This window comes from Acaryochloris marina S15, from assembly GCF_018336915.1.
Taxonomy (GTDB): Bacteria; Cyanobacteriota; Cyanobacteriia; order Thermosynechococcales; family Thermosynechococcaceae; genus Acaryochloris; species Acaryochloris marina_A.
Genome location: NZ_CP064923.1, coordinates 2,016,195 through 2,034,784 on the forward strand (window position 1 = coordinate 2,016,195; position 18,590 = coordinate 2,034,784).

Genomic DNA, 18,590 nt, shown 5'->3' on the forward strand with positions numbered 1-18,590 from the left:
CCAGACCTGCTGTCTCCGTTTAGTACTCTACCAAATCTAGTTCTGGCTGGCGTTGTAAATATGCCAGAAAACCATTTATTCAAGTAAGCTGCATCGGCTTAACTTTAGTAAAACCGCGATATCCGGGAATCTTGAGAATAATATCCTTTCCTGGTTGGTGCTCTGGCTATGCCCTTATCCGTAAGTGTACGAGACATTCAGACCTTAATCCTGTCCTATCACCCCGTCATTGTGATTGAAACCTTAGAGGAAGATCGAGTCCAAACCCTTCTTAAAAAAGCGACAGAGGAAATGTCTATTCCGATGTTTGAATGGAGCATTGCTCAGGGACTGATTCGTTCTCCTGGCACCTTTGATGCGCCTTGGGTGAATGAATATGCTCCCCCAGGCACCCTCAAACCTGCCGCCATTGGGAATACCGCCGAACCCTTAGCCGTCCTTAAACATGTCCAGGATATGTCCATTAAGGCTTTGTTCTGGCTTAAGGATTTTGGCAAACACTTTGAAGATCCAGAAACAGCCCGCCACTTTCGCGAAGCGGCTCAGCTCTTTTCCCAAAAGCGCTCTGCCTTTGTTCTTACCGGGGACAATATCGAGTTGCCCAGGGAAATTGAGCATGATGCTGTGGTGTATGACCTGAAGCTACCTGATCGCGATGAACTCTCTCGGACCGTCAAAGAGGTGGTGCGGACCATGAGGCACAAACACCGCACCATCGTCGAATTAGAAGATCAGGATATGCAGGCCCTGGTTCAAGCCATGACGGGTATGACCTTGAAACAAGCCCGACAAGTGCTGGCCTATGCGGCCCTCGATGATGGCAAATTGACCACAGATGATGTGGAACGCATTCTCCACCGAAAAGCCCAACTGATCCGGGCTGGTGGGGTGCTTGATTATCTTCCTGTCGAAGGCAATCGTGTGGAATGGGGTGGGTTTGCCAATCTCAAGAACTGGCTGGGGCGAGCCAAGGTCGGATTTAGTCCCGCTGCTAAAGCCTTGAATCTGACGCCGCCGAAGGGCATTTTGATTGTGGGGATTCAAGGATGTGGCAAATCTCTAGCAGCTAAAGCGATTGCTAGAGAATGGAAAATGCCATTACTGAAGTTAGATGCAGGTCGTCTCTACGATAAATTTGTGGGGGAATCTGAGAAGAATTTTCGCAAAGCCATCTCTTTAGCAGAATCCATGGCTCCTGCTGTGCTTTGGATTGACGAAATTGAAAAAAGTTTAGGGGCAACTGGGTCTGATTCGGATGGTGGTCTGAGTCGGCGAATGTTTGGGTTCTTCCTGACCTGGATGCAGGAAAAGTCCCAAGAGGTTTTTGTGGTGGCCACTGCCAACGATATTTCCCAAATTCCACCAGAGCTTTTACGTAAAGGCCGTTTTGATGAGATTTTTTATGTGGATTTACCGGATTTGCAAGAACGAGGGGCAATTTTTCGCATTCATCTAATGCTGCGTAAACAGGATCCCAGCCATTTTGATATGCCCACCCTATTGCAGGCATCGGAAGGCTATAGTGGTGCTGAAATAGAGCAGGCCGTCGTGGCAGCCCTTTATCGTGCTCTCTATGTAGAAAAACCGTTGGATACTGAGTTACTGGTTCAGGAAATTCAAGGCATGATTCCGCTATCTGTTTCGCGACAAGAACATTTGAAGCAGCTTCGCAACCTAGCTCAAGATCGATTTATGAGTGCGAGATAACCCTTGAATATCAGTTTGACCTTCCCTTTTGCAGGTCTGATAGCCCCCATCTGAACCTTTTCTCTATCGTTTTCGTCTGTTGGATGTATGCATAAATCCCTTCACCTCTCCACCATCCTTTTAGGTACTACAGCTGCATTAGTCTGGGTTCAGCCGCAAGCTCAAGCATTGAGTGCAGCAGAAGTGAGTAAGCTGGCCAAGAACGTCACAGTTCGGATTAGCAGTCCTGGCGGTTTAGGATCAGGGGTGATTGTCAAAAAAGAAGGTGATACCTACACTGTTGCGACTGCGGCCCATGTGGTTGACCTACCCAATACTTACGACATTCAAACCCCTGATCAGCAAACTCATACCGTCACGTCTTCCAGCATCCAAAAATTTCAAGGGGTGGATCTTGCGGTGGTTCAATTTGCCAGTTCCCAGACCTATGCAGTCGCCACAATGGGTAATGTCAATGATGCGCCAGAAGGCACCCCTATTTACGTTGCAGGTTTTCCAGCACTCACCCTGGCTCTGACGGAGTCGATCTATAACTTCACAGAAGGGAAAGTGACGGCTAATGCGACTAAGCCCCTGGCCGATGGATATGCACTGGTTTATTCCAACAGCACCTTACCTGGCATGAGTGGTGGTCCTGTCTTGGATAAGCAAGGGCGATTGGTGGCCATTCACGGCCGGGCAGACACCGCAACGATCCGACCCCAAGATGAAGCAACCAATCCCGACATTTATATCAAAACCGGCTTCAACCTAGGGATTCCTATCAATACTTTTCTCAATTCATTGCCCTCAACCCTCACATCCCTAAATCTAGGGACCCTTGATCCGCGGCCAAATGCGAATGAACCTTCTGCTGCAGATTTCTATTTACAAGGGGGGGATAAACTTAAGAGAAAAGATTATAAGGGGGCGATTGCTGATTTCTCCCAAGCCATTGAGCTAGACCCTGAATATGTGGAAGCTTACTATGGTCGTAGTCTTGGCCACTATCGGCAGCGAGATTCTTTCAAGGCGATTGAAGACCTGTCTCAGGCGATCAAGCTAAATCCAGATTATACCCAAGCCTTTGTACAGCGGGGAGTGGTGAAAGCCAATTCTAGAGACACTCCGGGGTCGCTCAATGATTACCGGAAAGCCTTAACCCTCAGTCCCTTGGATGCCACAATTCTATATCGGCAAGCCTTGTCAGAAATACAGCTTTGGCGATACCAGGGAGCAATGTTTGCTCTGAACCGTGCGATCGCATTCAATCCCCGATTGGCGGAAGCGAAGGTGATGAAAGGTGCCGTTCAGGTTTTGCAGGATAAGTCAAACGGAAGCAACCTGGCAACCTATGCCCAAACAATTGCCGAGCTGGAGCGAATTAGACAACTGCCTTTTAACTCAGCAATCACCGATATTCATAAGGGGCTACTCAGCAGCTTGAAAGGCGATAAGCAAACGGGCCTCCGCCTACTACAAACTGCTGGGTTTAAAGCTCAACGGGAAGGGGATAATCAGTTGAATGAGATTATCCGTGCCATGATCTTAAAGCTGTCGCGGTGATAAGTTTTGTGAGTAATGTCCCTGATTAATCGTCGTACATCCGAGCTTCAGGTGCATTGGGAAACTCTTCACAATATTGTTCAAAATTGCTTTTGGGTTTTTCAACGAAATCACTCTTTTTGAGGATGTCGCTAATGGAAATAACCCCGAGGAGATGATCTTTAACCACTGGGGCTCGGCGAATGCCTGTATTGGCAAATAAACGAGCGACGTACTCAACCCCTAAATCAGGATTAACAACAATACAAGGTTTGGTCATGATTTCATAGACCTTCATCTTTTTGGGGTCATAACCAAAGGCTGCGACTTTGTAGACAATGTCGGTTTGGGTCACCATCCCATAGGGATCACCTGCATATCGAGGCTCAACGATTAAGGCTCGAAGACTTTTCTCTTTCATCTTACTGACTGCCTCGCCGATGGTCGCTGAGCCACTAATAGCGACGACATCTCGGGTCATGATTTCTTCGGCTTTCATCATGGTTATAGACTCCTGAAAAATTGCGATTCAATGAGGTTGTATCTAGGATTATTGAACTTGCTCATCTAGATGAGTTCATCGGCAAGGGAGGCTTGTCTAGGGAGCGTTGAGTAGAGTGTTGATAGGTTGATATCCCTTCTGCATAGGCCTCGACGACTTGACCATTGACAGCGCAAGATACCAGCAAATAATCACAACTGGGACACTCAACCTGGTTAACTAGTCCGTCAGGGCATTTAAGATGAGTCGAATACGAACTCGTAAAATGTAGCCGCCGTGCAGGGGAGCCACATTGAGGACAGCAAATGGTTTGGGTCGTATTCGTTCTAATTTGACTCATACTTATTTTTGGGTCGATGATGATGGATCGACGGTTTAAAGGTGTTTATCCACGGCGCTGGTAAATTTCTCGTAGGGACTCATGCCTACTAGGGTTTCGACCAGTTCGCCGGATTTGAAAACTAGCACTGCTGGAATACTGCGAATGCCATATTGCTTGGCAATACCTTTATTCTTGTCAACGTCAACTTTGGTGACTTTAGCCCGACCGTCATAGTCGGTTGCCAATTGGTCCATCATTGGACTGACTTGTTTGCAAGGCCCGCACCAGGTGGCTGTAAAGTCGACCACAATGATGGACTCATCCTTGAGTAACTGTTCGAACTCGTTGTCTTGTATGTAAGTTACGGTACTCATAATCTTTCCAAAACCTAAAGTAGTGCGTCTTCTTGGTGGGTTTGAATGGTGCAGTCTGATACGGGGTAGGCAACGCAGGTTAGGACGAATCCAGCATCCATTTGATCGTCATCTAAAAAGGATTGATCGGATTGGTCTACTTTTCCTGAGACGACCTTGCCTGCACAACTAGAGCAAGCCCCTGATCGACAAGATACAGGTAAATCAAGATCATTCTCTTCTGCTGCGTCAAAAATATACTGATCGTCTTCAACGGCTATCGTGGCGTCGATACCTTCTGCTTCATTGATCAGTCTGACGTTATAGGTTGCCATTAAATGAAATCCTTGTAAGTTTGGTATTTAAGGTGAACAACGATCAAGAGGGTTGCTGTCGTATCATGAGCCGATAATGGAAACTGCAGCTCATGATGCTGGGGTGCCCATAAGGTTTCACCTAGGTTTTGATTGAAAAAAGGCTCTAACTGCGTCTATACGGCGAATGGAGGAGTGATGTTACTCAACTTGAATTAAGATGTCACCAGGGGTATTGGCCTTTTGCTTTAGGTGTGAAGCCAAAAAATATTAAGACCTTTTTATTCTAAAGCTCATGACCAATAAGGTTTCTGGCGAAAGGCTTGTAACATTTCCTTAGTATACACCTTTAGGGCGTATATTCATTGTCTTATAGAATGTAAATCTGTTTCCTTGTAACATTCCTTTTGGATCTATCGAACCCCTTATGTCTGCTGAACAATGGCATGTGAATGAAGTGAGCCGTCGGCTCAATGAAGGCCGCCAAGCGAAGGCGGCTCAGGGTGGGTATGTAGGATATGGTTCTCCCCCTTTTGGCCAGCTTTCCCATAAAGGGGAGTTGGTTGCTAATCCTCGGGAAACGGAGATTATTGATCTGATTCGCCGTCACCACAAATCTGGTAAATCTCTACAGCAGATTGCTGATTGGCTGAATCACAATGGTTATCAGACCAAGCGAGGGCGTTTGTGGAAGCGTATTTCTGTGAAGCGAGTGTTAGATCGGTTGTATGGCAAAACGGCTCGGATTTCAGGAGGGACTAAGCAACGTAAACCAGATTGATCCTATTTTTTAACCCCTATTCGTTACCTGGATTTGTCCAGTTGGGTGTGTGTACTGATGCAGCAAAATGAGCCGATGGTGGGTACTCCCAATTTGGAGGAGGCCATCAATTACCAGCCCTTAACCTTGACACCAGAAACGGCGTTAGTGGATGTGATTGCTCGCATGAGCCAAACTCCCTTCAGTTCCTGCGATTTGGGAGCACCTCCACAAGCTTCTTCGGATTCAGAAACGGAAGCTTTTCGACCCACTTGTGCTCTGATTATGCAGGATCAGGAGATTTTGGGGATTTTGACGGAGCGAGATATTGTCCGATTTGCTGCCGCAGGAATGGATTGCGATCGCATCACCGCTGCCGATGTCATGGCCCATCCAGTCAAGACCTTACCTTTGGCTGATTTTAAGGATATTTTTGCGGTTATGTTCCTGTTCCGGCGGTATCGAATTCGCCATTTACCGATCCTGGATGATCAGAACAAGCTAGTGGGCATCACGGAACCCAGTAGTCTACGACGAGTGTTGAGGCCCGCTAACCTTTTAAAGCTTCGCCGGGTGTCTGAGGTGATGTCACAGTCCGTCATTCACGCCCCTCCCCATTGTTCGGTGTTGAGCCTGGCCCAATTGATGGCTAAACATCGGGTGAGTTGCGTCGTCATTGTAGAGCCTGCACCAGATGATGGCCTTAAACCGATTGGCATCGTCACAGAGCGAGATATCGTTCAATTTCAGGCAATGCAGTTTGACATTGGCAGAATTATGGCGACAGAGGTCATGAGTTCTCCGCTGTTTTTACTGAATCCTGGAGATTCCCTCTGGTCTGCCCATCAAGAAATGCAGCGCAGACGAGTCCGGCGCTTAGTGGTGTCCTGGAATTGGGGACAAGATTTAGGAATTGTGACTCAAACCAGTCTATTAAAGGTGTTTGATCCTCTGGAGATGTACGGCATTATTGAAACCTTGCAACAAACGATTCAACAACTAGAGACGGAAAAAGAATCCTATTGGCGTCATCAAGACGCTGAAGTGAGCTAGTAAAGAAGGGGATAAGGCTCACTTGTCCTGGGATTTATGGGCAACTTTTTGGACATTTTGCTCCCAATTCACGCCATCAAAGGGCACCACTTCCATAGAGTTGGGTTGAGTATCGAGACAACGAACGTTGATATCGTAGCCATCGGGGTTAGAACGAGGAATGTAAAACGGCTTGACGCCACAGATCCGGCAGAAGGTATGCTGAGCAATGCCCGTATTGAATCGATAGGTCGTTAGGGCATCTTGCCCTTGCAGTAAATTGAACTTGGATGGAGGGACGATGAGATGCAAAAATCCCGCTTTTGAGCAGATAGAGCAGTTGCACTCATCGACCTGGATGTCTTTGGGAGCCTCAACTTCGAACTGAACCGCGCCACAATGGCAACTGCCTAAATATTTCATGGAACGTTCCCCAGTCTACGGGCGATAGATCTATCTTATGCTGTGCAAAGATTGAGTAATGGCAGAATTTTGCTGCCCAGATGATCATGCAGCAGTTATTGATTGACCGTTTTCGAGGATTGTTTCTGGGAGTCGCTGTCTTAGAAGCCCATTGCCATAGACAGGGCAATTCACACCGAAATAGCACATTGGCTGAAGGGCAGGATCTTCCGTTGCCAAGCGAGCCATGGAGATGGTGCGAAGCCCTTGCCATCGGGAAGTCTGAGGTAATTGCCCATTCAAGTCAAGGGCAAAATGAACCTCCAGTTCCTGTTTTAGACCCTCCCTCTTCTGAGGGTGATATTGAATTAGCTATCTTGATGGCCCAGATGCTACCAGTAGCTCTGTTTTACCATGAGAATTTACCTCGCCTCGAAGAATATATTTGTGGCTATCGACTGAGGGGAGCCAGGCCAGACTTGCAGGCCGAGATGTTGGGTATTGGAGTTGCGATCGCACTCCTCTGCAAGGAACAGGCCAGTCCCCAAACCCTGATTCCCCAACTGCTGGCCCATGATTTCCTCTCGGGAACGAACTTGCATGGTCAGCTTCAACAAGTGCAAACTCTTCTGCAAAAACAATCCAGCCTCTCGGTGGTCTGGCGTGAGGTCAACCCAGAACCCGCTTCAGGGATTTCACCTTTGGGGACTGCCCTAGCAATGGCCTGTTACTGCTGGTCAAGTACAGCAGATACGTTTGCCTTGACGGTGACTCGGGCTCTGACCTTACCCCAATCCCCTACGATTGCAGCCTTGATTGCTGGTGCTTTATCTGGCGTATTCAACGGTGTACATGGCATTCCGTTGGCTTGGCAAGGGGCATTCTCGACTCATTCCGGTTCTCGTGCATCTATCCTTGCCCAAGCGGATCAACTTTTGGGGGCTTGGTCAGGTTATTTGAGCTATGAAGCCTCTATCCTCCCACTAGAGAAAACGGCGGTGTCTGCGCCGGGTGTTCTTCGGCCTCGTGGGTAGTTCCGCCTTTGCGGCCCACAGGTTTTGAAGCTGACCAAAGCTCCAGTCTAGGGGCACAAAAACCGCCGACCGTAGTATTAAAGAGTGATTTGACTATAATTGAAGGACTTGAACAACAGTTGTGGACAAATCAAGGACACCGTTATGCGAGCACTACTGACTTCTGACTTCAGGATATTTCGCAATTGAATGGACTGTATGCCTTAGTTGCCTAACCATCCAATGAAGAAATTATTCCGTTCTCAGCAGGTGCGTCTGAGCCGCTGGCTATCTTCCTCTGCCGCGTCACGTATTCCTTCGAACCGTTCTGCTCGTCGTTCTCTCAAGCAGCAATCGCCCTTGTTGTTTGTAGTGTCTGTGGCCGCTTTAACGAGCGTGATCGGCCATCGGTTCTACAACGAGCCGCAATTGATGATTGGTACCGTTGCCCCGGAAACGATTAAGGCCCCAGAGTCTGCTCAAGCCCCCGATCCCATTGCGACGTCTGCAGCCCGTGAAGCCGCCTTTCGGAATGCGGTGAGCGTGTATATGGTGAACCCATCTCAAACCGCTGCTATTCAAGCGGATTTGGATTCTTATTTGGCAGATGTGCAAAAATTTCGAGGGTCAGCGGGAGAATTTCCCTATACAGCGATTCAGACGTTGTCCCCTGCCGTTCAACATTTTCTGCGACAACAGAATACTGGGGACTTTCAGACGCTGCTAAAGCGGGTCAATGCGACCACTCCCACTTCTACGGCCTGGCTGAAGACCAAGAATGCACAAGCTGCAATTAGAGCGCTGCGAACCTATAGAGCCAAAGAAAAAGATGGGGTGAAGTGGTCTGCCCTGATGCGTAGCATCACCCAAGCCCAGCAAGATTATCAGGCTGCTTTAGGTGCTGTTCCTCCTCGCTTACAGGGATTCTCCAGTCGGACCCTCTTAGAATTTACTGAACCTGAGTGGGCTATGGCTCAGAGAAGGCTGCGGACTGCGTTAAAACGCATTCTTACCCAAGGGATTCCGCCAGGATTGCCAGGGACAGTAATGCGGAGTGCCATCAAGGTCCAGCTCCAGGACTATCCTGCCAAAGTCCAAGCCCTGGGCATTAAATTATTGCCGATTGTTCTCAAGCCCAACCTCAGTATTGACCCCACCGGCACCTTGCGTCAGCGGGAAATTATTGCTGAGCAGATTCCCCCAATTCTGATTCCCATCAATAGAGATGAGGTCATTGTTAACTCGGGTGAGCGAATTTCCCAAGCTGACTTTGCCTTACTGGAACATTTTGGCTTGAGTCGACGGGGCATCAACTTACTGGGCTTGTTTGGGACGATGGCAGCAGTCAGTGGGGGGATTGCAGTGTTTTTAGTCGTGCAACGACGCTGTCGTCTTGCATTTGACCGACGAGACTATCTGTTGGTGTTAATGCTGTCGGCCAGTGCATCCCTACTGATTTGGACGACGGCTCTGCGATATACCAGTTTGCCTGCGGTCGGTCTGCTAGTAGGCAGTTTCTATGGGCCTGTTTTAGGGGCAACGGTAGTCGTTATTCTCACGGGTCTGATTCCCTTAGGGCTCAATAGTGGCTTTATCGAATTGGGGGCCATTGCTGCTGGCAGTTTGGTGGCCAGTTTAGTTGCTCGTCAACGGCGTTCTCGGGAAGAGATTGCCCTGTTGGGGGTGATTGTCGCCATTACTCAAGGGGTGGCCTTATTTATCCTGATGACTCTAGCTGGGGCTCCAGTCTATAGCATTTTGGGTTTGTCTCTGATTCAGGGCTTAGTGGGATTAGGGTGGACTATTGTCGCCTTGGGTATCAGTCCCTATATCGAGCACGTGTTTGACCTAGTGACGCCCATTCGGTTGGCAGAATTGGCTAATCCCAATCGACCTTTGCTCAAGCGTCTGTCGAAGGAGGCTCCTGGAACCTTCCAACACACCATGTTTGTGGCCACTTTAGCTGAAGCAGGGGCCAGCGCTTTAGGCTGTAATGTCGAACTGGTGAGAACGGGAACCCTCTACCATGACATTGGCAAAATGCATGACCCGCAATTTTTTATTGAGAACCAGCGTGACACCACCAATAAGCACGATCTGCTTAATGATCCTTGGCAGAGTGCTGAGATTATCAAGAAACATGTCTCTGAAGGGTTGGTAATGGCCCGTAAATGTCGTTTGCCCGCAGCCGTGCAAGCGTTTATCCCCGAGCATCAGGGCACAATGGTGATTGCGTTTTTCCACCATCAAGCCCAACAGCAGGCAGCTGCTAATCCTGACCTTGATGCGGTTCAAGAGTCTGACTTTCGCTATCCTGGCCCAGTGCCCCAATCCCGAGAGACGGGGATTGTGATGTTGGCGGATTCTTGTGAAGCGGCGTTGCGATCCCTCAAAGATGCCACTCCCGACTTAGCCTTAAAAACCATTAACAAGATCTTCAAAGGGCGCTGGCAGGATAATCAGTTAGTGGATTCTCAGCTGACCCGTGACGAGTTAAATGTATTAGCAGAGGTGTTTGTGGAAGTATGGATGCAGTTTCATCACAAACGCATTCCCTACCCCACGGCAACCATCCCCCCCAAGTAAGAAAAAATATGTAACACTACTTTGGGTATCTCTGGTTTTTAACCAGGGATAAATGAACCATCCAAATATTTATCCTGTTTTTTGTGAGGAAACCCTATGGCTTTAACCGCTGGCATTGCCGCTCCTGCGTTTACGACTAAAGACACCAATGGCAACACGGTTTCCCTTGCCGATTATGCCGGGAAGACTGTGGTCCTGTATTTCTATCCCAAAGATGATACACCGGGCTGCACCAAAGAAGCCTGTAGCTTTCGCGATAATTACAGTGCTTACCAAGGCAAAGATATTGTGGTCTTCGGTGTAAGTGGTGACGATGAAAGTTCTCACCAAGACTTTACCAGTAAGTTCAATCTGCCTTTTCCTCTATTAGCTGACGTTGACAATAGCCTGATGCAAGCCTACGACGTTGATGGCGGTGGGTACGCCCAGCGGGTGACTTATGTGATTAATGGTCAAGGCCAAATTGACAAAGTTTATAACTCCGTTAAGACAGACACTCATGCCACCGATATTTTGGCTGACTTAGGTCTCTAAGGTCTGGCTTAAGGTCATGATATTGCGGTAGCAAAGACTATCAGTGATCAAGAAAAACGCCAAAACAGCATCTTTGCTCTTGGCGTTTTTCTTGTATCTCGCTTAAATATCCTAATTTGGTAAATTAAGTTCTAATGAGTACCTATAGGGACTTATAGCAGTCGCCACTCTAATTAGGACGCTAGGTACAACACATGTTCCATTGCTTCTCTAAGTGAACCGAAGTGCTCTAATTGGTGTCTAATTCGACTTTTAATCCAAGCCCACGACCGTTCAATCTTATTCAAATCAGGAGAATAGGGTGGCAAGTACCACACTTCACATCCTGCGGCTTCTACCAGTTGCTCAATTCGCCCTCCCTTATGGAAGGTGGCATTATCAATGACTAACTTCTGCCCCGGTTTGAGCATCGGTATCAAACAAGTCTCAAGCCAAATTTCAAATACGGTGCGATTGCAAGCCCCTTCAATCGTGAACGGGGCCATGAGCTGCTTTCCTCTCAAAGCTGCAATCATATTGACTCGTCCACTTCTGCTACCAGACTTTAAAGCATAGACCCGCTCACCTTTGGGACCATAGCCATAGTCATACTCATCTCGATTGTCCATCCCTGACTCGTCAGCATAGACGATATCGTCTGGGTCTACTGTTGTTAACTTTTGGACGAACTCAGCCCGTTTGTGCTCATCGCGTTGGCGGTAGCCATAGGTCTTTTTTTTCGAGTAAATCCAATATTCTTCAGCGCTCTTGAAATAGTACGCTCACTGATTTGCCCCTCCCACAACTCGGCCATCTGAGCTTGGGTTTTATAGCGATGTTCTTGAGCAAAAGCTCGAAACTTGTCCCAGTCTGTGATTTTGTGGCTATGGCCAAGGTGTTGTCTAGGGATGGGATGAAGATCACCTGTTTCTGCTTTGAGACGTTGCCATAGATTAATGGTGTTACGACTGATATGAAAGGTGTCACTCGCTTCTGAGGGAGGCATGCCATCAAGTTCAATAGCATCGATCACTTTGCAACGTAAATCGTAGCTGTAGATCAGGGGCATCCATTGAAAGATATAACAGTATCTCTAGTTTATTATGTCCTGAATAAAATGGCGCTTGCTATAGTTCCAGGAATCACTCCAATTGACGACGCTTGATCAAAATATAGCCAGTCCCTAGCCAAAATAAGAGTAGTCCTGTAGTTAATAATAGGATTGCCACCAGGCCAAAACGAGCAATCAGAGCAGGAGCCGCAGCCGTAAAGAGTCCCCCTCCGACAATAGGTTCAAAAAATAATTGTTTGTAGGCAAACCCTTCAAAGGCACCAGAGCGATTGTCACGATCCACCATGCGCAGTAACAGAATCCCCGTTGCGGTAACGCCCATCGATTGACCCAAATCTCCAATACCTCGTTCAAACCAATGATCAGGAAAAATCTTAGGGGCGTAGTAAAGGAAAAAGACGATATTCCAAGTAATACCGACTAGGCTGAGAATCACAAAAACCCCTAAATTACTGCCAAGAACCTGCAATGAGATAGAGACTAAAGCAGTGGCGACCACAACGTCTAAAGCCAAGCCCGCAATACTCTTCATTAAAGGCTTAATAATCAGTGGACTCAAGTTTAATCGGTTCAAAATCATCTGAACTAAAATCCCCCCAATTAAAGCCATGGGAAACAAGGGGACATAGATCATGACTTCAACACCGGATCGGCCCCAAGTTGCAGCTTCTAGCCATGTCAATCCATTCAGAATTAGCCAGCCGAAGACAATGGCTATGCCCACAATGCCAAAGTTGATCGAAAGCGGATCAATCAATAATCCTTGCATCAGTTTGGCTCGACGCTTTCTGATTTCAGGTGTTTCTGTGGCAGATAGTTCTGGAATATCCTCAACATCCCCAACTCGCCTAGTGACAGATTGAATATGCTCTTGCCGACGTCCCCAACCCGCTAAAGCAGTTCCCGAAATAATGCCCGAAACAATTCCTACGGTCGCTAACCCCAAGGCCAAGTCACCTCCGTCCTGAAATCCTAGTGTCCCTAGAGTTTTAGCCATTCCACCAGCAGTGCCATGTCCCCCTTCAAAACCAATCTCGATCAATGCTCCAGAGATAGGATGGGCACCAAATACGGGCTTAAGTACCAATAGTGTGACTAGAAGCCCGACAACGTATTGTCCCCAAGCGAGACTCTGACCAAAAACAACTTGCGGGGCAGCTTTGCGCCAAATTTCCTTGAGGCTAGGTATCTGTTCTCCCAAAAAGAGGGCAGCAAACACGATATTAATGAATAGGCCAGGAGACTGGGACCAAACGGCACGGATCGGTTCTGAGAAAATTCCATCCGCAAAGAAAGCGCCTTTTCCCAGAATCATCTGAACTAGTGCACCTAATATTTGCGGGCCTAATAGCAACCCTAAGAATCCAGCCACAATCGATTCCGGTAGGTGCAGTTGCTGGAGCCAACGAATCTTCTGTTTAAGGTATCGACCTGCTAGTAATAGCAATGATAAAATCACGAATGCAAAAAATACGTCTTTTAGACTAAACATGGCGTCTCTACTAGCGAATGAGTTGGGTGCTCAGAAGTTTTAAGAAGTGGCAGTCTATTTTTTAGAACTTATTGTTTGGGGCAGCTATAACTGGTGCTGTGCTTCAGAGGTCCCATTAGCATCGCGATAAGCAAATTATTTGAGACTAAAAGATTTCCACCTTTATAGAATCTTGCATATCTTCTATGACGAAGTACGAGTCTCGTAACGTCAATCGTTTCCTAAATTGGCCTCTCTCTATCGGGAAAGAACATCAAGATTACTTCGAGATTGCTTGATACTTTTCCATCGGTTTGTTTTGACTTTAAGGTTCAACATGGTTGGTCGATGGGCACAAACTCTATCTCGAGACTGTTGGAGTTGCACTGCATGGGTTGAATTAAGACTTGAGGAGGATTCTTACGATTACCATTCGGCTCGAATTCAATATTGCCTGTTGCTCCCCAGGTTTTAAAGTTTGGGGCTGCTAGCGTCGATTGGGTGCCTTGACGGCTAGGCGCTTTTTGTGAACGTAATGCTTGAATTAAGACCCGAGTCGCATCATAGGCCAATGCCGTTTGGGCTTGGACTTGCTGACCCCATAGGCTGTCTGCATGGTTCGAAAAGTCTGGGTTTGGACTTGCGTCGTGGTGCCAAGGGACAGAGACAGCTAAGGATTGTGGCAGCGACTGGGGGAGAACAGATAGCGTCTTTGGATTGTCTAATCCCCATGAACCAACAATAGGATGTTGACCTGAATTTTCTTCAATCAGTTTGAATGCATTGTCTTGAGCTAAAGATACCTCACCATCTGGGACGATCAGTAGCGGGATGTCATTTGGATCTCCATACTGCTTTAGAGCAGCAATGGCTCCAACTGGGTCAAATTCGGAAGAGGCTAAATCTGAGAGTGGATCATTTTGTACAACAGGACTAATCACTTTCCCCCCTGCCTGTTCATAGATCTCCTTGAAATCATCCCAGAATGAATGAGTAAAAGGACTTTCAGGATTATAAAAAACCTTCACGGTGCGTTTGTTGATCACCTTGAGAAGATAATTGGCTACGGATCTTGCTTCCACGGAGGTGGTAGGAACAGTTCGAAAAAAATAACCATCCCCCTTGATTGCCAGCTCCTTGGCTGTTGAACCCGGTGAAATGATGGGTAATTGATGTTGTTTATAGATATCAAGGGTAGGTTTAGACATGTCACTGGCATAGTGACCCACAACTCCTAAAACTTCTGAAGTTTTTGATAACTTTATTGCTCGGTCTTTAGCATTTTTAATCTTATTGAAGTCATCTGCAATCACAACCTTCAGGCCGATCTTGTTGCCAATAGGATTGGGGGTGAGAAACGGAATATCCAACTGAGTGGATAGATCTGAAATATTCAAGTTCGCTTCTGTCTGGGCTTGAGCGACTCCCCTAAGCAGACGATAGGCCAATTTATGGCTAGTCAGTTTTTGGATGTTGGCATCATGCAAGAACGGAACACTTATCGCAATAGTGCGGTATTCAGCGTTCATGTTATCGAGAATGGCGTTATTGAGATAAATGAGCGTTTCAGGATCATTGCCATCATCTTGCCAGGACTCCAGCAGATTCTGGATACCTTGCGGATAGTTTTTTTGGGCTATGGCATCAGCAGCATTTCTCTTGTGACCCGGACGAAGACCTAAAACCTCCTCACCCATACTCGTAAAGTCACCGAGTTGTGGGGATGTATCTGTCCAGACATTGGTTGCCCAGATACTGACCACCATGGCACTAAGACTTAACGCTAAGAGAATCCAATATTTCAATCGGAAACCTAGAAACGAAAATCTTTGTTTGTTAGGAAGAGATGGCGTCGGCCAAGTGAGGGTTTCCACCCCAGGTTGTTGAAAAATGATGGGCAGCCAAGTCGCGTAGGGAAACTGGTCTTGAATTGACTCTAGATCGTGGCGTGCGGAGAGCACCGCATTGTGCACTGAATTGCCTTGGGAAAAATACTGAACGAAGGAGGCTAGAAACTTGTGAGCGACTTGATCGGGTACAGGCTCTCGCATATAAACAATATAGGGAATGCTGAGACCCGAAAGATGGTGGGCTAGTCCTAAGCCATCACAAGAGTTGAGGATACACACTTGCAATCCTCGATGGGCTGCGATGCTGAGGTGATGATGGAGGTCCTTCAGCGTTAAGCTATCGGTTTCATTGATTGAAATCACGCCCTGGTGATCTTCTGTACGACTATGTCCAGCAAAAAATAGAAGGTCCCAACCTTTCTCATCCTTCAATGCCCTAGCGACCTGATCTCGACTTGGCTGTTTGAGGAATGTTAGGTCAATATCAGGGATGCCCATAAGAATATCTTGCTCATGATCAAGGTCAATATTGTGATCACTTCCAAGAATCGCTAATACTCGAACAGGGATTTCCAGAGCCTTGAGCTGGGCCTGCCGATATTCTAGAGGGCCTAACGAAATTGGAATTTGAGGATTGCGCTGCACATGGTCCCAGAGCTGCCAAGGTAAACGTTGTAGTTCAGTATCATCGGTGCGAATCAGCAGGCGTAAGTCTTTCGATGAGCCATAAAGTTCAGCGAGTTGACGGGTGATTCGCTGAAAGTCGGCTGAATCATGGTTTAACCATTGATTCATGAGTTCTTCAAGCTGCTGGGCAGTCTGAACGCACTGTTTTTTAGCGTTTCGCAATTGAGACAGGTGCTGGTCTGACTCCGCCACAAACTCCAATCGTGTTGCTGAGCCCAAATCTAAATAGTGTTTTTGCCAGTCTGTATAGAGGGCTGCTAGATCTGTTTTAGGGGGGAGTGTTCCTTGCAAAGTGCCTTCAATGTGGAGGCTATTCTCCTGTCTCCATTCAAGGGTGGCTTGTATTCCCTGAGATAACTGACCTTGGAGTCTCAATATCACAACCCGCATCATTTCACCTACACTTTCGTAATGACATCAGTCCCCTTATTCAGATCACAAAATTCTCGGTATGCTTTGCGCTGCCATAGATGAGGTCTACTGAAAAATGTTCGCAAGGGGCAGCAAGAAAGGGACGAGTCACTAGATCACCTTCGTGGCTGGAGAGGGAAAGCTGTTGGAAGGTTTGTCCATCTTCATCAATAACTGCTAACTGAAGTGTATCTGGTAATTCTTGCTCAACTACAGGTTCAACCATGATTTCGATTTGGAATTTGCCTTCTTGTTTGGGGGCCAGATACATCACCAGTTCTAAATCAAGGTCTTGTACTTGCACGATTTTGGAGACGAATACAGGGGCTTCACTATGACTCTTAAGAGGTTCTGGCACATCATCACTTTCAAAACGCATATAGGCTAAATTCAAATTCTGAGATAACTGCCAATCTGAACAAGTATTTCTAAGCGGTTCTGACAGTGCAGCAAGCTGTTGTCTTTGCTCCTGAGCCCAACTCCATATTGTTTGGAGAACAGTCGTTTTGCAGTCAAATAGGAATTGGGGTAATTCGTCAATGGGCTGAATTTGGTGGAGATCAATTTCTCCATCGGAGGAGACAGGTTGAGAGTTAAAGCCTAAAATTTGAGCTTGCTGATAGTGCTCTTCAAGTCGAACAACGACATAGGCTAGGCGGTCATCTTGAGCATCAATCGGTACTTGAACGCTAGTGTCCCCAGCCAGTACTGGGCAGCATTCCAACTTGCCATAGCCCTGAACCATTAGATCTGCACTCTCTAGGAATTGGGAGAGAATGGAGTCATTACTATCACTTGCCTCAGGCTTAATTTTAAAAGCCATGCATCGCAGGTAAAAATCGACCGCGTAGAGCGCCAATCTTTTCCGAAATTCTTGCTGATTGTGATCCGCATCAAATTTTGGATGGATATGGCTTTGTGCTTTTGCCCAGACTTTAGATGTCAAGGGTACTGGAAAGCCAAAGGAGGGAATTGCAGAGGTCATAGGATGCCGAGACAGTAAATTACAATTTGAGCAGGATAAGTCGCTCTAAAGATATCGTTTGAAATAAGGCAATAATTTTCTTAAGGTTCGTTGAAAAAAACTGGATAAGGTTCTAAATGAGATTTCCGTTTGAGCCGATAAATCTGTCCAGGTTTCTCCTTGGATATGGCGAGAAATAGCTAGGAATTGGAATGTGATATCAGGATGATTTCTCACCCAGTAGGCAGCAAGTTTTTGCTCTGGATCGGTCTCTAGAAACAACCTGAGATTGTAATAATCCGTTGTTTCAAAATCTTCAATGTCAACTTTAGAGTCTAATTTTTCTAGCACGAAGGGGTCATAGAAACAGGTGCGTCGAAATTTTTGTTCATTGAGAACATCCAAAAATTTATATTTAAAATTGCTATTTACCCAAGCCAATATAGGTTTCTCGGGTCGATAGAGTTCAGGGTTATTACAGATATACATCCATGCTTTCTGCTTAGCTTCGTTGTAGAGGTCTGTAAACATGGAGGTTGGATAGCTGTGAGCATACTTCCTTAAGCGAGTGAGTCGCCCTGACTGCTCAATGATGATAATAAGTCTTGTCAGCCTTTGCTGTCTGCTGACCGATTCTGATGGATGGCTACGAGCCTCCAATATTAGTTCTAGTAACTGCCGCTCCAGTGAATCCTCATGAGTTCGCCCCGTTAACTGCGCGAGTTGGGCTAATGCTTGCTGTTGGGGGATCGATCCCGGTAAATGGCTGCGAGCTTGCAAAAGTAATGCTAATAATTGTTGATCCATTGGGATAGAGATATTCAGACTTTGATGGGAGGCTTCTTGCACACGAAATCTGGGCAATGGTTGGGGGCTAGATTTCGTGTGCATAGGGTCGCGTCCTGCAATTAAGAATATGTATTAGAGGCCTATGTCAGCCATCGCTGTAAGTTATTAGCTCTCATAAACTAGAACTTCTGCATTTTTTACAAAAGTTCATTAATTGTGTAGAGCAGAAAAAATTAAATTCATGCATCAGAAATTATGAACATACCGTACCTGTGCTGTTTTAAGAAATGCACTTTGTACTTAAAGCTGTTTCTAAGT

The 18,590-nt window shown here is 46.8% G+C and carries 16 protein-coding genes; 7 read left to right on the forward strand and 9 right to left on the reverse strand.

Annotated features, from left to right (window positions below; translation table 11 throughout):
* Window positions 1-168: 168 nt before the first annotated feature.
* On the forward strand, window positions 169-1,707 hold the full coding sequence (locus I1H34_RS09885; RefSeq protein WP_212665464.1) for an AAA family ATPase: 1,539 nt from the start codon (window positions 169-171) through the stop codon (window positions 1,705-1,707).
* Between the two features lie 87 nt (window positions 1,708-1,794).
* The gene (locus I1H34_RS09890; RefSeq protein WP_212665465.1) at window positions 1,795-3,252 is read left to right on the forward strand and encodes a tetratricopeptide repeat-containing S1 family peptidase; all 1,458 of its coding nucleotides are present in this window, start codon (window positions 1,795-1,797) and stop codon (window positions 3,250-3,252) included.
* A gap of 25 nt (window positions 3,253-3,277) precedes the next feature.
* Here I1H34_RS09890 and I1H34_RS09895 read toward each other — a convergent pair whose 3' ends face one another.
* The 3 genes from I1H34_RS09895 to I1H34_RS09905 form a co-directional block, all read right to left on the reverse strand.
* Window positions 3,278-3,733: a CBS domain-containing protein gene (locus tag I1H34_RS09895; protein ID WP_212665466.1), complete on the reverse strand. Its 456-nt coding sequence runs from the start codon at window positions 3,731-3,733 to the stop codon at window positions 3,278-3,280.
* A 375-nt stretch (window positions 3,734-4,108) separates the two neighbouring features.
* Entirely contained in the window at window positions 4,109-4,429 is a 321-nt protein-coding gene (gene trxA, locus I1H34_RS09900; protein WP_212665467.1) for a thioredoxin, read from the reverse strand.
* A gap of 14 nt (window positions 4,430-4,443) precedes the next feature.
* Window positions 4,444-4,743, reverse strand: a complete 300-nt coding sequence (locus I1H34_RS09905; protein WP_212665468.1) for a ferredoxin — start codon at window positions 4,741-4,743, stop codon at window positions 4,444-4,446.
* A gap of 406 nt (window positions 4,744-5,149) precedes the next feature.
* Between I1H34_RS09905 and I1H34_RS09910 the strand changes: the two genes are divergently transcribed.
* Entirely contained in the window at window positions 5,150-5,503 is a 354-nt protein-coding gene (locus I1H34_RS09910) for a recombinase family protein (protein WP_212665469.1), read from the forward strand.
* Between the two features lie 57 nt (window positions 5,504-5,560).
* Complete coding sequence (locus I1H34_RS09915; RefSeq protein ID WP_212665470.1) at window positions 5,561-6,535, forward strand: CBS domain-containing protein; 975 nt, start codon at window positions 5,561-5,563, stop codon at window positions 6,533-6,535.
* An 18-nt stretch (window positions 6,536-6,553) separates the two neighbouring features.
* Here the strand turns inward: I1H34_RS09915 and I1H34_RS09920 are convergent, their stop codons facing one another.
* Window positions 6,554-6,937, reverse strand: a complete 384-nt coding sequence (locus I1H34_RS09920) for a GFA family protein (RefSeq protein WP_212665471.1) — start codon at window positions 6,935-6,937, stop codon at window positions 6,554-6,556.
* Window positions 6,938-7,023: 86 nt separating this feature from the next.
* On the opposite strand from I1H34_RS09920, the gene I1H34_RS09925 reads away from it, so the two are divergent.
* The 3 genes from I1H34_RS09925 to I1H34_RS09935 all read left to right on the forward strand — a co-directional run bounded on the left by I1H34_RS09925 (window position 7,024) and on the right by I1H34_RS09935 (window position 11,049).
* The gene (locus I1H34_RS09925) at window positions 7,024-7,950 is read left to right on the forward strand and encodes an ADP-ribosylglycohydrolase family protein (protein ID WP_212665472.1); all 927 of its coding nucleotides are present in this window, start codon (window positions 7,024-7,026) and stop codon (window positions 7,948-7,950) included.
* A 222-nt stretch (window positions 7,951-8,172) separates the two neighbouring features.
* Window positions 8,173-10,515 (forward strand): HD family phosphohydrolase, encoded by a 2,343-nt coding sequence (locus I1H34_RS09930; RefSeq protein WP_249369965.1) that lies wholly within the window; start codon window positions 8,173-8,175, stop codon window positions 10,513-10,515.
* 96 nt (window positions 10,516-10,611) lie between these two features.
* The gene (locus I1H34_RS09935; protein WP_212665473.1) at window positions 10,612-11,049 is read left to right on the forward strand and encodes a peroxiredoxin; all 438 of its coding nucleotides are present in this window, start codon (window positions 10,612-10,614) and stop codon (window positions 11,047-11,049) included.
* A gap of 173 nt (window positions 11,050-11,222) precedes the next feature.
* On the opposite strand, the gene I1H34_RS09940 is transcribed toward I1H34_RS09935, so the two are convergent.
* The 5 genes from I1H34_RS09940 to I1H34_RS09960 form a co-directional block, all read right to left on the reverse strand.
* A protein-coding gene (locus tag I1H34_RS09940; protein ID WP_212665474.1) for an IS630 family transposase occupies window positions 11,223-12,097 on the reverse strand; the annotation gives its coding sequence in 2 pieces (ribosomal slippage) (window positions 11,223-11,765 and window positions 11,768-12,097; 873 coding nt in all).
* Window positions 12,098-12,170: 73 nt separating this feature from the next.
* On the reverse strand, window positions 12,171-13,592 hold the full coding sequence (locus I1H34_RS09945; RefSeq protein ID WP_212665475.1) for a sodium/glutamate symporter: 1,422 nt from the start codon (window positions 13,590-13,592) through the stop codon (window positions 12,171-12,173).
* A gap of 311 nt (window positions 13,593-13,903) precedes the next feature.
* On the reverse strand, window positions 13,904-16,501 hold the full coding sequence (locus I1H34_RS09950) for an ABC transporter substrate-binding protein (protein ID WP_212665476.1): 2,598 nt from the start codon (window positions 16,499-16,501) through the stop codon (window positions 13,904-13,906).
* 37 nt (window positions 16,502-16,538) lie between these two features.
* Complete coding sequence (locus I1H34_RS09955) at window positions 16,539-17,504, reverse strand: DUF1822 family protein (protein WP_212665477.1); 966 nt, start codon at window positions 17,502-17,504, stop codon at window positions 16,539-16,541.
* A 45-nt stretch (window positions 17,505-17,549) separates the two neighbouring features.
* The gene (locus I1H34_RS09960; RefSeq protein ID WP_212665478.1) at window positions 17,550-18,374 is read right to left on the reverse strand and encodes a sigma-70 family RNA polymerase sigma factor; all 825 of its coding nucleotides are present in this window, start codon (window positions 18,372-18,374) and stop codon (window positions 17,550-17,552) included.
* Window positions 18,375-18,590: the final 216 nt, after the last annotated feature.